The sequence below is a fragment of the Salipiger abyssi genome (assembly GCF_017311415.1).
Classification (GTDB): domain Bacteria; phylum Pseudomonadota; class Alphaproteobacteria; order Rhodobacterales; family Rhodobacteraceae; genus Salipiger; species Salipiger abyssi_A.
Map to the genome: position 1 here is coordinate 576,186 of NZ_JAEKIS010000001.1, position 13,066 is coordinate 589,251.

Annotated in this window: 11 protein-coding genes; 6 read left to right on the forward strand and 5 right to left on the reverse strand. The window is 67.8% G+C overall.

Going from position 1 to position 13,066, the window contains the following annotated elements:
* The first annotated feature begins 2 nt into the window (after positions 1-2).
* Complete coding sequence (locus I6N89_RS02710) at positions 3-704, forward strand: DUF599 domain-containing protein (protein WP_207016674.1); 702 nt, start codon at positions 3-5, stop codon at positions 702-704.
* A gap of 77 nt (positions 705-781) precedes the next feature.
* Positions 782-1,750, forward strand: a complete 969-nt coding sequence (speB, locus tag I6N89_RS02715) for an agmatinase (RefSeq protein WP_207016675.1) — start codon at positions 782-784, stop codon at positions 1,748-1,750.
* 15 nt (positions 1,751-1,765) lie between these two features.
* Here speB and I6N89_RS02720 read toward each other — a convergent pair whose 3' ends face one another.
* The 4 genes from I6N89_RS02720 to I6N89_RS02735 form a co-directional block, all read right to left on the reverse strand.
* A complete protein-coding gene (locus tag I6N89_RS02720) occupies positions 1,766-2,107 on the reverse strand; it encodes a DUF2794 domain-containing protein (protein ID WP_207016676.1) in 342 nt (113 codons plus the stop codon).
* 32 nt (positions 2,108-2,139) lie between these two features.
* On the reverse strand, positions 2,140-3,468 hold the full coding sequence (locus I6N89_RS02725; RefSeq protein ID WP_236016380.1) for an O-antigen ligase domain-containing protein: 1,329 nt from the start codon (positions 3,466-3,468) through the stop codon (positions 2,140-2,142).
* Positions 3,465-4,907: a GumC family protein gene (locus I6N89_RS02730; protein ID WP_207016677.1), complete on the reverse strand. Its 1,443-nt coding sequence runs from the start codon at positions 4,905-4,907 to the stop codon at positions 3,465-3,467. The genes I6N89_RS02725 and I6N89_RS02730 overlap by 4 nt, the downstream gene beginning before the upstream one ends.
* 112 nt (positions 4,908-5,019) lie before the next feature.
* Entirely contained in the window at positions 5,020-5,634 is a 615-nt protein-coding gene (locus tag I6N89_RS02735) for a response regulator transcription factor (protein ID WP_207016678.1), read from the reverse strand.
* A 284-nt stretch (positions 5,635-5,918) separates the two neighbouring features.
* Here I6N89_RS02735 and I6N89_RS02740 point away from each other — a divergent pair, with 284 nt between their 5' ends.
* From I6N89_RS02740 to I6N89_RS02750, 3 genes are all read left to right on the forward strand, one after another.
* Positions 5,919-7,295, forward strand: coding sequence for a WecB/TagA/CpsF family glycosyltransferase (locus I6N89_RS02740; RefSeq protein ID WP_207016679.1), 1,377 nt, complete (start codon positions 5,919-5,921; stop codon positions 7,293-7,295).
* Between the two features lie 112 nt (positions 7,296-7,407).
* Positions 7,408-7,917, forward strand: a complete 510-nt coding sequence (locus I6N89_RS02745; RefSeq protein ID WP_207016680.1) for a molybdopterin-dependent oxidoreductase — start codon at positions 7,408-7,410, stop codon at positions 7,915-7,917.
* Complete coding sequence (locus I6N89_RS02750; protein ID WP_207016681.1) at positions 7,914-10,424, forward strand: PAS domain-containing hybrid sensor histidine kinase/response regulator; 2,511 nt, start codon at positions 7,914-7,916, stop codon at positions 10,422-10,424. The genes I6N89_RS02745 and I6N89_RS02750 overlap by 4 nt, the downstream gene beginning before the upstream one ends.
* On the opposite strand, the gene I6N89_RS02755 is transcribed toward I6N89_RS02750, so the two are convergent.
* The gene (locus tag I6N89_RS02755; protein WP_207016682.1) at positions 10,425-11,642 is read right to left on the reverse strand and encodes a polysaccharide biosynthesis/export family protein; all 1,218 of its coding nucleotides are present in this window, start codon (positions 11,640-11,642) and stop codon (positions 10,425-10,427) included.
* Positions 11,643-11,856: 214 nt separating this feature from the next.
* On the opposite strand from I6N89_RS02755, the gene I6N89_RS02760 reads away from it, so the two are divergent.
* A complete protein-coding gene (locus tag I6N89_RS02760) occupies positions 11,857-13,065 on the forward strand; it encodes an oligosaccharide flippase family protein (protein WP_207016805.1) in 1,209 nt (402 codons plus the stop codon).
* Position 13,066 lies beyond the last annotated feature (1 nt).

Genomic DNA, 13,066 nt, shown 5'->3' on the forward strand with positions numbered 1-13,066 from the left:
CGATGGTCTGGCTCGATCAGCTTGGCTATTTCACCCCGCTCGACCTGGTGGCGACGGTGCTGCTGGCGATAAGCTGGCTCGGCTGTTCCTTTGCGGTCGAGAACCCGCTGGCGAAACGGCCCTCGGTGTCGCGGCTGATGGCGAATTACCGGCGCGTCTGGATGCACGAATTCGTCACCCGACAGCCGCGCATCTTCGACGCGCAGATCGTCGCCTCGCTGCGCCAGAGCACCGCCTTCTTCGCCTCCGCCTCGATGATCGCCATCGGCGGGATCTTTGCGCTGCTCGGCAATGCCGATCAGTTGCGCGGCGTGGCGGGGGATCTGGCGGCGGGCGATGCGCCGGTGGTGGTCTGGGAGGTCAAGCTCATGCTGACGCTGCTCTTTGCCGCCAACGCCTTTCTGAAATTCGTCTGGTCGAACCGGCTTTTCGGCTATTGCTCGGTGATGATGGGGGCTGTGCCCAACGAGCCGACCGAGACCGCCTATGCCCGCGCCGCCAAGGCCGCCGAGCTCAATATCTTTGCCGCGCGCAGCTACAATCGCGGGTTGCGGGTGGTCTATTTCGGCATCGCCTCGGCGGCTTGGCTGGTCGGAGCCGAGGCGCTGATCGCGGCGACGCTGGTCACGCTGGTGGTGATCCTGCGCCGCGAATTCGCATCGCAGTCGCGCGCGGTGCTGCTCGAAACCGACGCAGAGGGCTGAGCGTCGGGGCAAAGCGCTTGCAAATCCGCGGCAAAAGCTTTGCTCTCGGCGGGAGCCGCCTTGCAAGGATGCCCGCCATGACCACCGATCCCTTCTTTCACCCGATCTCTGGATTCGAACTTCCGCGCTACGCGGGGGTGCCGAGCTTCATGCGGCTGCCGCTGCTTCCGCCCGAGCATGAGCGTTTCAGAGAGGTGGAGATCGGTATCGCGGGCGTGCCCTGGGACAGCGGCACCACCAACCGCCCCGGTCCCCGCCACGGGCCGCGCCAGCTCCGCGATGCCTCGACGATGATTCGTGCCGAGCATCCGGTGACCGGGCTGCGCCCCTTCGAGGCGAAGGCCTGCGCCGATCTCGGCGATGTCGGGCCGAATCCGGCGGATATTCTCGACAGCATGGAGCGGATCACCGCGTTTTACGGCAAGCTGATGCGCAACGGCACGCGACCGCTGACGGCGGGCGGCGATCACCTGACCTCGCTTCCGGTGCTGCGTGCGCTGGCGCGCGAGGAGCCGCTGGGCATGGTGCATTTCGACAGCCATACCGATCTCTACAACTCCTATTTCGGCGGCACGATGTATACCCACGGCACGCCGTTCCGCCGCGCGGTGGAGGAGGGGCTTCTTGACCCGAAGCGCGTGGTGCAGATCGGCATCCGGGGCAGCATGTACGACCGCGAGGACCGCGATTTCGCCGCTGCCAACGGCATCCGCATTGTCCCGATCGAGGAATTCCACGCCCGTGGTGTGGCCGATGTGATGGCCGAGGCGCGCGATATCGTCGGTTCCGAGCCCTGTTACGTCAGCTACGATATCGACTTTGTCGATCCGACCTTTGCGCCCGGCACCGGCACGCCCGAGGTCGGCGGGCCGAACAGTTATCAGGCGTTGCAGGTGGTGCGCGAGCTCGACGGGCTCGACATCGCCGGCGCCGATCTGGTCGAGGTCTCGCCGCCCTTCGACGCCAGCGGCGGCACCGCCTTTCTGGGTGTTTCGATCATGTTCGAGCTGCTTTGCGCGATGATCGGGTCTAAAGCGGCGGCCTGAGCCCGAGCGAGCGGCTTACTCGATTGGGCGGATTAGCTTGCGTTCCAGCACGCGCAGCACGGTGCGCAGATCGTGTCCGCGTTTCAGCACCTGCCCGTCCATGCCGATCACCGCGTATTCGCCCTGTCTGCTCCGCAGCTTGGGGCGTTTCTCGATGCGGTAGAGCGGGTTTTCGGCGGTGCGCCGGAAGACAGAGAACACCGCCACGTCGCGCAGCGAGGAAATCCCGTAATCGCGCCATTCCCCGGCCGCGACCATGCGGCCGTAGAGCGACAGGATGACATTCAGCTCAGTCCGGTGAAAGGCCACGACATCGCTCGTGCCCCCGCGCCCCGGAAAAGGAGTAAGGCTGTTCATACTGGATAAGCTGCGCTCGTTGCCGCCGCAAATCAAGAGTCTGGCGCGAAACTCGCTGTTTTCCCGGGCTGTGGCGGCTCGGGTGCCTCTGCCGTCCGCGCGACGCCGCGGGCGCATTCGCGGGCGTGGATGCCGAGCATCATCAGGGCCGGCCAGAGCAGATAGGCCTCGATCTCGATATTCTCGCCGAAGGATAGCAGCACCAGCACCATGCAGAGCCCCAGGGGCAGGCGTCCGCGCGCCCCCTGTGCCGCATCCTTGAGCGCGAGGCCGATCTGCCAGATCAGCGGCACGGCAAAGGCCAAGAGCCCCACCAGCCCCTTGACGAAGAGCAGGCCGAACCAGGTGTGGTGGCTGCCGATGGGCATGTATTCCACCAGATGCGGGCCGGGCTGCACGGTGCCGTGGCCGAACCAGACCGCCTCTTCCTGCCAGCGCTCATGGGCAATGCGTTGCAGCGTGGCGCGCACGCGGGTGCTGTCGGAGCGGGCGGATTTGAAGCCGTCGATGCCGGCGCCGATGGTCCGCGCGAGCCACGGCCCGGTGATCGCAAGCGAGGCGGTGAGCCCGGCCAGCACCGCCCAGGCCCAGCTGCGCAGCACCAGCGGCATCATCCGCGGCCCGATCGTGCAGGCGACGAGCCCCACCAGCCCCATCCGCGATTTCGATGCGAGGATCATCAGCGTGCCGGCGGCGATGCCCGCCGCGCGCCAGCGGTTCTCTTTCTCCTCCAGCGCGAACAGCACCATCGTGACCCCCAGCAGCGCCGCAAAGGGCGACCAGGGCGCGTAGAACTGCCAGCGCGGCGTCCAGGAGGCGGGATCGTAGGTGAAGAAGAACACCGAAAAATATTCCGGCCCCGGCCCGCCCACCGCCTTGAGCGGCGAGGTCCAGATGCGCTCGGGCAGGCCGATATAGGGCGCGATGAGCAGCGCGGGGGCGATGCAGAGGGTCCAGAACCCCAGGCGACATTGCGCCCGGATCAGTACCTCGCGCCGCACCGGCAGGATCGCCCCCGCCAGCGGAAAGAGCGCCAGCAGCGCCCAGCCCTTGGCCCAGCCGATGGAGGATTTGATCGTCTGCTTGAGCCCCAGATCCCAGTTCAGATGCCCGGCCCAGAGCGCCACCAGCATGACCAGCATGCCGAGCATCCAGGCCCAGATCACCGGCGGCACCGTCCCGGTGGCGCGCAGATCGTCGCGGATCGCCGGGCCGAGATAGAGCGACAGCACCACCAGCCCCGCCAGCAGCCAGGCCAGCACCGGCCCGACCACGTAAAGCGCGCCGATCCCGTAGAACGGCCAGGTCCAGAGGATCGTCTTCCAGACCATGGATTCGGCGGGGGTCTGCGGCGCAATCATGCCAGACGCCCTTTCTCGGAGAGCAGACGCTCGATCAGCGCGCGGCGGATCCAGCCCAGCGACAGGGCGAAGAACAGCAGGAAACTGGCGGCGCCACCGGCGGCAATGGCGAGCTTTTTGCGCGGCGAGGTCGGGCTGTCGGGCAGGGTCGGGTCTTCGAGCACCTGCACCAGCGGATAGGAAGCGTAGATATCGGCCTTGCTCGACTGCGCCCGCGCGATGGCGGAGGCAAAGACCGCCTCGGCGACGTTGAAATCCCGTTGCAGGTCTTCCAGCCGCGCCGCAAGCGGCGCCAGACGCTCCAGCCGCGCGGTCTGAATGCTGAGCAGCGCGCGCAGCTCTGCCAGCTCGGCCTCAAGCCCCGCACGTTCCGATTCCTGCCGCACCAGCTCGGTCAGAAGCGCCGCGCGGGCACCGTCGGAGGAGCGTTCCAGCGCGCCGGACAGACCGGTCAGCGCCGTGGCGCGGGCCTCGGCCTTGTCGCGGGCGGAGGCCATGGCCGAGGCCGCCTTGACCACCTCCGGGTGACGCGCGCCATAGCTCGCGCGCGCCTCGGCCAGATCGCTGGCGGCCAGCGCCATCGCCTCGATCAGCGCGATATAGGCGGTGTCGCCATTGAGCCGCAGGATGCGGGCGGCGGTTTCCGCATCGGTGCCGAGCCGCGCCTCCAGCCCGCGCACGGTGGCGAGCTTGCGCTCGTATTCGGCGGCGGCGGTGTCGATGCGGCCGCGCAGGTCGTCGGCCTCGTCGAGCTGGCGGTTGTATTGCGCGACCGAATGCAGCCCGCTCTCGTCGCGCAGCCGCGAGATTTCGCTCCGCGTCGCGGCAACCGAGTCGCGATATTCCCGGATCGCGTCGAGCCCGCCGGTCTGGCGGCTCTCCAGCTCGTCGCCGCGCAGTCGGTCGATCTCGACGAAAAACGCCTCGAGCAACGCGGCGTTGCGCGCCTGCGCCGCATCGGGATCGGGCCCGGTGATCTTTACGTGCATGAAGGCGGTCTGGTCCACGAGCTGGACCTGCGGCTTGCCGAACGCCTTGGCGTCGATGTCCAGACGCCGCGCCGCATCCTTCAGCACGCGGTCGGCGGCGAGCAGGCGCTTGTAGGTCTCGGTCGGGCTGATGGAATTGCTGGAAAAGGCCGAGTTGGCATGGCTCGACGCCTGCCCGATCTCGGCGAGATTCACTGAAGAGGCAGAGCCCGAGCCCGGCAGGATCAGCGACATATGGCTGGCAAAGACCGGCGCGGCGGTCTTGAGATAGCCGGTGATCGGCGCCCAGATCCCGGCCAGGCCCAGCGCACAGATCCACACATAGCGCGGCAGGCGGCGGCGGTCGGTCACCGACCCGCCGATCAGCGCGCGGCGCAGAAAGCGGCGGCGTTTTCCGGGCGTTGCCTTGGCGGCGGGCAGCTCTGTCGTGGCGGTGTCTTGCAGGGTCATCGGCGGGTCTCCTTCGCCGCCGAAACTACTCTGCCTTGTGGTCGCGCGCTCTCGCGCAACGGTGGGGAGAAAGGAGGCGTTTACCCCGCCGCCTATCCTTTCGGGTATGCGCTCAGAACAGCCCCGCGTCGCGCGCCACAATGGCCGCCTGGGTGCGGTTGTTGACCTCCAGCTTGCGATAGAGCGTCTTCATATGCAGCTTGATCGTCGGCTCGGTGAGATCGAGATCGCGGGCGATCTCCTTGTTCGACTTGCCCTCGGTGAGCCCCGCCAGCACCTCCATCTCGCGCTTGGTCAGGCGCTCGGCCATGGGGTGAGTCTTGGTCTCTTCCGGCGCGGTCATAAAGCCGATGGGGGCGTATTGCTCGCCCATGGCCATGAACTTCACCGCATTGACCAGCGATTTCGCCGGCAGGGTCTTGGGGATGAAGCCGGCGGCACCGAGGCTCAGCGCCTGTTCCGCCACTTCGCGCGTGGCCTGGCCGGAGATCAGCGCCACGCGCTGGCCGCCCTTCATGCCGATCGCCTCGGTGAGACTGTCCAGACCGTTCATGCCGGGCATCTTGTAATCCAGCAACACCAGGTTGTACGCCTCGTCCTCGCGGATGCGCTCGCAGGCCTCGTCAAAGCTTGCCGCGCTGCCCAGTTCGATATCGTCCTCGGCGCCCAGAAACGCGATCAGCGTATCCCGCAGCAGGTCGTGGTCGTCGGCAATCAGCACTCTCATCTGGCGCGATCCTTTCTTGAACTGGTCGGCAAAGCTACCGCCGGTCTCTGACCATTTTAAGGCATTGCTAACCAAGTGTAACCGAGAACCCGGCTAGGGCCTATATCCCTTCGGATAGGCGCTGCGCCGCCCGCATCGTTAACCGCAGCTTTCGGAGCGCGGGGGGCGCCGCCGCGTCCGGACGGTCGCGAATGCGTGCCGCGCCCATCCCGGCGCGAAATTGCGAGAATCGGGGGTGGCGGCGCACGGATAGGGCGAGTTCAACACCTGCCCTGGAGCCCCCGATGAAACATCAGCCGACCCTCGCCTTCCGTGACGCAACCCTTGTCGCCGATCTGCCGAAACGCCCGATCCTCGGGCTGCCCGTGGTGAATGCCACCACCGAAGCGACCGTGAACGCCCTGCTCTCGGGCGCGGCGCGCAGCGTGTTTTTCCTCAATGCCCATTGCGCCAACCTGCGCGCCGGCAATCGCGAGTATGCCGATGCCCTCACCCGAGCCGATATGGTGCTGCCCGACGGCATCGGGGTCGAGCTGGCCGCGCGTATGACCGGCGGCGGGCTGACCGAGAATCTCAACGGCACCGATTTCACCCCCGCCCTGCTGCGTCAGGCGGCGCGGCACGGGATGTCGGTCTTTCTCTTCGGCGCGCAGCCCGGCACCGCCGAAAAGGCCGCGCTGACGCTCGCCGCAAAGATCCCCGGCCTGCGCATCGCCGGCACGCTCGACGGCTACGAAGGCGCCGCCGATCCCGAAGCGGCCATCGCGCGAATCAACACCTCCGGCGCCGATATCCTGCTGGTCGCCATGGGCGTGCCGATGCAGGAGCTGTGGATCGACCGCCACCTGCCCGAGCTGCGCCCCCGGCTGGTGCTGGGCGTCGGCGCACTCTTCGATTTCCTCGCCGGCAATGTCCGCCGCGCGCCCGCCGCCGTGCGCAAGGCTAGGCTGGAATGGGGCTGGCGACTGATGCAGGAGCCGCGCCGGCTGGCCAAGCGCTATCTGATCGGCAACGGCACTTTCCTTGCCCGCGCCTCGGTGCATGCGCTGCACGTCGCCGGGCGCGAGGCTGTGGCCAAGCGCGCGCTCGACATGGCGCTGAGCGCAACGCTGCTGGTCATGCTCGCCCCGGTTCTGCTGCTCGTGGCGGCGCTGATCCGGCTGGAAAGCAAGGGCCCCGCGCTCTTCCATCAGCAGCGGGTCGGGCGTGATGGGCGGCCCTTCACCATCCTCAAGTTCCGCACTATGCATACCGATGCCGAGGCGCGGCTGGCGGCGATCCGGGCGCAATCCGACCGGCAGGGCATCTGCTTCAAGTCGCGCCACGATCCGCGCGTGACGCGGGTGGGCCGGTTCCTGCGCCGCTATTCGGTGGATGAGCTGCCGCAGATCCTCAACGTCTTCAAAGGTGACATGTCGCTGGTCGGCCCGCGCCCTGCGCTGCCCTCCGAGGTCGCGGCCTATCCCGCCGCTGCGCTGGAGCGGCTGAAGGCGCGGCCCGGCATCACCGGGCTCTGGCAGGTCTCGGGCCGTGCCGATATCGGCTTCGACAAGATGGTCGACATGGATGTGGCCTATGTCCGCTCGCGCAGCGTGCTGCTCGACCTGATGCTGCTGGCGCTGACCGCGCGGGCGGTGCTGTCGGGGCGCGGCGCCTACTGAGCGCGACGGGACAGGCACCTATCCCAACGGATAGGTGCCCGATCCTGATGTCCGGCTGCTTTTTGCCCCGCAACATGGCAGTTTATCCCTAACACAACATGAGGCCCGACCGATGCTCTTCCCCCGCCTTGCGACCGCCGCTCTTGCAACCGCGCTTTTCGCGCTGCCCGCCGGGGCCGAAACCCTGCCCATGCCCACCGGGCCGGTGATCCTGACGATCTCCGGCGAGATCGAGAATACCAATGGCGACGGCACCGCCGCCTTCGATCTCGACATGCTGCGCGCCCTGGGCGAGAGCGAGATCGTCACCGAAACCATCTGGACGCCCGACACCCATACCTTCACCGGCGTGCGGCTCAAGACACTGCTCGACCATGTCGGCGCCGAGGGTGACGAGATCACCGCCATGGCGATCAACGATTACGGCGTGACGATCCCGTTCGAAGACGCGACCGAAACCGGCCCCATCGTCGCCTACGAGATGGACGGCGCGCAGATGTCGCGCCGCGACAAGGGCCCGCTCTGGGTGATTTACCCGTTCTCCTCTTCGAGTGACTACCGCACCGAAGTGATCTATTCCCGGAGCATATGGCAGCTCGACCGGATGACGATCGAAGAATGACCGAAGCCTTTTCGAACCGTCGAAAAGGTGATGCTTCCCTGTGGCGCCGCGGCCGGCTCTTGCTGGCTGCGGTCGGTCTGCTTTGCGTGATCGCGATCACCTTTCTGGTGTCCGAGATCGTGCAGGAGATGCGCTTTCTCAATTCTGCCAGCTCCGACAATGTCCACTGGGTGCTGTCGCAGGCCGAGGTGGAGTTTCTGGAGTTCCACAACGCCATCGACCTCGCGCGGCAGAGCGACGACCCTGAGACGCTGAACGCGGTGATTGTCGAGTTCGACGTGTTCTACAGCCGCATGATGACGCTCGGCACCGGCTCGCTCTATGCCGATCTGCGTGCCATCGGGAATTTCGGCTATCCGGTCTCGGTCATCCGCGAAAAGCTCGACGCGATGATCCCGCTCATCGACGGCAGCAGGCCCGAACTGCGCGCCGGGCTCGGCACGCTGGCGGCGGAGGCCGACGAGATCCGCCCGCTGCTGCGGCGGGTGGCGACGACCGGGCTCCAGTTCTTTGCCGAACGCTCGGACGAAAGCCGCAGCTCGGTGGCGGTCACCATGCTGCGGCTGGCGCTGATCACCGTGGCGCTGGTGCTGGCGCTGGTCGTGCTGCTGAGCCACACGCGGCGCGTCAGCAACCAGACCGAGCGGCGCGGTCAGGAACTGGCGGATGCCTATGCGCGGCTCAACACGATCCTGCAAACCTCGCTGGATGCGGTGGTGGTCTCGGACCTTCAGGGCAAGATCCTCAATTTCAACGCCGCCGCCGAGCGGATCTTTCAGTACAGCCGCGACGAGGTGATCGGCCGCAACATCGCCGAGGTTCTCATCCCCGACGATTACCGCGCCGCCCATGCGGCAGGCATGGCGCGGATGCGCGAAACCGGAGAGCACCGGGTCGTCGGACATGGCCGCATCCGGCTCGAATCGAAACGGCGCAACGGTCAGATCTTCCCGGTCGAGCTGGCCATCGAAAAGGCGCAGGCGGGCGAGGAAGAGGTGATGGTCGCCTTCCTGCGCGACATCTCGCACCGCGTCGCCTCGGAAAAGGAGCTGGTCGAGGCGCGCGACAAGGCGCTGGCCGGGGAAAAGGCCAAGGCCGAATTCCTTGCCATGATGACCCACGAGATCCGCACACCGCTGAACGGGCTGCTGGGCAATCTCGCGCTGCTGGACAAGACCCCGCTCTCTTCCGCGCAGGGCCGCTATGTCCGCAATATGCAGATCTCGGGCGGCGTGCTGATGCACCATGTCGACACGGTACTGGATGTGGCGCGGTTCGAATCCGGCGTCTCCGTCGCACGGGAAGAGGTCGTGCATATCGGCGAGCTGTTCCAGAACATCGTGGATTCGCAGGCCAGCGCCGCCGAGGCCAACGGCAACCAGATGCTCTGGGGCTGGGTTGGCGAGCCGGCGGACTGGGTGCGGATCGACGCCTCGCGGCTGCGGCAGGTGCTGCTCAACCTCGTGGGCAACGCGACCAAGTTCACCCGCGACGGGCGCATTCTGATAGAGGCGGAGCGCTCTGCCGAGACGACGGGAGAGATGCTGGAGATCCGGGTGATCGATTCCGGCATCGGCATTTCCGAAGAGGATCAGGAGCGGGTCTTCAACGATTTCCAGACGGTGGGCGACGCGAATTTCGCCGGACAGGCCGGCACCGGGCTGGGGCTTGGCATCGCGCGGCGCTTTGTCGAGGCGATGGGCGGCGAGATCGGCGTGGAAAGCACCCCGGGCGAGGGCAGCGTGTTCTGGCTGCGCCTGCCGCTGGTCCTTGCCGACGGTCCCGGAAAGCCGGAGGAACACTCCGCAGCAGCGCCTGAAGCGCCCGGTCGCGACATCCTTCTGGTGGAGGACAACGAGATCAATCTGGAGCTGGCGCGCGAGATGCTGACGGGCCTCGGCCACCGGGTGACCGAAGCCCGCGACGGCGAGCAGGCGGTGGCCGCCGCCAGCGGGCACCGGTTCGACCTGATCCTGATGGATATCCGCATGCCCCGGCTCGACGGGCTCGGCGCCACCCGCGCCATCCGTTCGGGCGCCGGCGCCAGCCGCGACGTGCCCATCGTGGCGCTCTCGGCGAATGTGCTGCCGGAGGCGCGGGACAGCTTTACCGAGGCCGGCATGACGGGCTTTCTGCCGAAACCGCTGACCGAGGACGGGCTGCTCCAGGTCATCGCCCGCTTCTGCTCCGGCGCAAAGCCGGCGCCCGACCCCGCGCCTCAGCCGCCTGAACCGGCAATCAGCCCGATGGACAGGCTGCGCCGCCGCTACGAGGACGAGACCCGCACGCTCTTCGACTGGCTCGCCACCGGTCCTGCCGACCGGGCAGAGATCGCCCATCGGGCGCATCAGGTGGCGGGCAGCGCGGCGGCCTTCGGGCAATCGGAGCTGCGCGAGGCGCTGGTGGCGGTCGAAATGGCGGCGGATCGCAATGCACCGGAACTGGGAGCCACCATCGCGGCGGCCCGCACCGCCTGGGAAAACGCGCCCGCGCCGACGCTCTCCTGACTACTGCCCGAGCACCGTCCCCGCGGCGGCCACCGCCCCCACCACACCGGCGGCTTCGGCCAGGTTGGTGACGCTGCTGTCATAGCAGGCGATGGAATCGCCGGGCAGCAGATAGGGGTCGTAATCGTCGCGGTCGGCGCGGCGCAGCATGTCCTCGATATTGCGCTCGATCACCGTCGAGACGCCGGTCATCGGGTTGCGCGTGAACAGGATCGCCGAGCGATGCGCGCTGGTCGCCCGCGCGCCGCCCACGCAATTGGTGTCGATCACCGCCTGCATGAATCGCGTGCCATAGGGCATCTCGCGCACCTCGCGCCCGATGGCCGAGGGGGCGTTGCCGGTGGCGGGCTGGGTCAGGTTGGAGAGGAACAGCGACACGCCCGGCGGGCTCACCGGGCCGGGGCGCATGAGATCGTCCTGAAAGCACTGGCGCGAGGGCACGGTGATCTCGTCGCCGGTCAGCAGCATCACGTCCACCGCATGCTGCCCCTCGAACACACCGCGCATATCAAGGTGATAGCTTTTGCCGCCGCGCCGCAGTTCGACCGCCGAGAGATCCGCATCGGGCCGCACCCCGCCGACCGAGCGCAGCGCCGCCGAGAGGTTGCGCGCCTCGGTGGAGGCGCCGAGCGCATTCTGGCGCAGCGTGTCGCGGTCGTCGGCGCCGCTATTGCCGATCTCGATCGCATGCGGCTCGAACACCGCGCCGGAAACCGCGACGCTGATGCTGGCGAAATCCGCCAGCCGCACGGAAATGCGCGGCGCCTCGTCATAGAACCCCTCGCTCACCAGCAGCCGGGCCAGCGCGGCCTCGACATCCTCGGGGCGCTGCCCCTGCGCGGGGATCGGCGGCAAGAAGGGCAGTTTGAGGCTGCCATCGCGCGACACGACGTAATCGCCGTTGAAGGTCTCGTCGTCGCTGACGCGGATATCCACCAGATCGTTGCGCGAGAGCCGCTCGCCGCGCAGCGCCGTGGCGACAAGCCCGCCGCCCTTGCCGCCGGCGCGGTCCACGGGGCGGCATTTCTCGGCGTTCATCCGCTCCGAGAGCAGCAGTGGCTCGGATTGGGTGGAAGTCACCGGGTCGCGATACTGCGCCTGATAGCCACCGCCCGCGCGGATCTGGCCGATATTCTCGGGCGAGGGCGCGGGGCCGCAGCCGGCGGTGAGGCCGAGGCTCAGACAGGTGCCGAGCAGAATGGTTCGAGCAGACGCCATGGAGATCCCTTGCAAACTCTCCTCATGGTTTAGCGCGATCCGGCGCCCGTGACTATTCGCGAGCGCGGTTGAGACCCCTACCCGAAGGGATAGGTCGCAATTCCTTCGCGGCCTGTTGCCCTCCTGCCGCGTCCGGGACAGCGGCGGCCGCTGCGGAATATTGGTTAGCGGAACCTTTAGAGGACGATGACCCGTGCCCAAACCCGCCACCTCCATGCTGAGCCACCTGCTGGCCTACGGCGCCTCCGAGATCGCGACGAAGCTGTCGCGTCTGGGCGTGGTGATCGCCGTGGCGCGCACGCTCGACGCCGCCGAGATCGGCGTGGCCGCTGCCGCGCTGGCCACCGGCGACCTGCTGAAATCGCTGACCGAAAACGGTGTCGGCCAGCGCATCATCGCGGCCTCGCAAGCCGAGCTCTCGGCCACCTGCAACCGCGCGCACGGGCTGTTCTGGGTCTGGTGCGGGGGGCTCTTCGCCGTGCAGTCGCTGATTGCAGGCGCGGTCTGGATGCTCACCGGCAATCCCGCGCTCGCCGCGCTGATCCTGGTGCTGGCCGGCGAATACCTCTTCATGCCGGGCGGGCTGGTGCAGACCGGGCTGGCGCTGCGTGCCGGCAAGCTGAAACAGACCGCCGCCATCGCCGGCGGTCAGGCGGTCATGGCCAACCTGATGTCGGTGGCGCTGGCGCTGGTCTGGCCCTCGGCGCTGGCGCTGGTGCTGCCGCGCCTGCTGACCGCGCCGTTCTGGCTGCTCTCGATGCGCCGCCTGCACCCGTGGTCGCACGACCCCGAGGCCGGCAAGGCGCCGATCCGCCCCTTCCTCCGCTTCGGCGCCCCGATCCTCGGCACCGAGATCGTCAAGACCGCGCGTCTGCATGCCGACAAGCTGATCGTCGGCGCGCTGCTCGGACCGGAGATCCTCGGGCTCTATTTCATGGCCTTCAACGCCGGCCTCAGCCTCGCCACCTCCTTCTCCGCCGCCTTCGCCGCCGTGCTCTTCCCGCATCTCTGCACCGGGGCCGACCGCGCCGCCGCCATGCGGCAGGGGCTCGCTGTCTCGATCGGCCTCGTCGCCCCGGCGGTCATCCTTCAGGCGGTGCTGGCGCCCTGGTACGTGCCGCTGCTGCTGGGCGAGGGCTGGGACGGGCTGGCCGAGCCGGTGTCGATCCTCTGCCTCGTGGCCATCCCGACCATGCTCTGGACCGCCACCGCCGGCTGGCTGCGCGCCGAGAATCGCCCGCTGGCCGAGCTGCGCGGCACCGCCATCCTCACCGCCGCGATGATCGCGAACACTGTGATCGCCGCGCCCTACGGTCTGACCGCCCTCGCCTGGGGTTACCTCGCGACCGCCTGCGTCACCATGCTGATGCTGTCGCGCCCTGCCCTGTCCCTCGCCCTCTTCCCCGCAAACCGGAGTGCCTGAG

Bases quoted from the DNA above. Each gene is read 5' to 3' on its own strand.
- I6N89_RS02710 (WP_207016674.1), top strand. From the start codon at position 3: ATGGTCTGGCTCGATCAGCTTGGCTATTTCACCCCGCTCGACCTGGTG.
- speB (WP_207016675.1), top strand. From the start codon at position 782: ATGACCACCGATCCCTTCTTTCACCCGATCTCTGGATTCGAACTTCCG.
- I6N89_RS02720 (WP_207016676.1), bottom strand. From the start codon at position 2,107: ATGAACAGCCTTACTCCTTTTCCGGGGCGCGGGGGCACGAGCGATGTC.
- I6N89_RS02725 (WP_236016380.1), bottom strand. From the start codon at position 3,468: ATGATTGCGCCGCAGACCCCCGCCGAATCCATGGTCTGGAAGACGATC.
- I6N89_RS02730 (WP_207016677.1), bottom strand. From the start codon at position 4,907: ATGACCCTGCAAGACACCGCCACGACAGAGCTGCCCGCCGCCAAGGCA.
- I6N89_RS02735 (WP_207016678.1), bottom strand. From the start codon at position 5,634: ATGAGAGTGCTGATTGCCGACGACCACGACCTGCTGCGGGATACGCTG.
- I6N89_RS02740 (WP_207016679.1), top strand. From the start codon at position 5,919: ATGAAACATCAGCCGACCCTCGCCTTCCGTGACGCAACCCTTGTCGCC.
- I6N89_RS02745 (WP_207016680.1), top strand. From the start codon at position 7,408: ATGCTCTTCCCCCGCCTTGCGACCGCCGCTCTTGCAACCGCGCTTTTC.
- I6N89_RS02750 (WP_207016681.1), top strand. From the start codon at position 7,914: ATGACCGAAGCCTTTTCGAACCGTCGAAAAGGTGATGCTTCCCTGTGG.
- I6N89_RS02755 (WP_207016682.1), bottom strand. From the start codon at position 11,642: ATGGCGTCTGCTCGAACCATTCTGCTCGGCACCTGTCTGAGCCTCGGC.
- I6N89_RS02760 (WP_207016805.1), top strand. From the start codon at position 11,857: ATGCTGAGCCACCTGCTGGCCTACGGCGCCTCCGAGATCGCGACGAAG.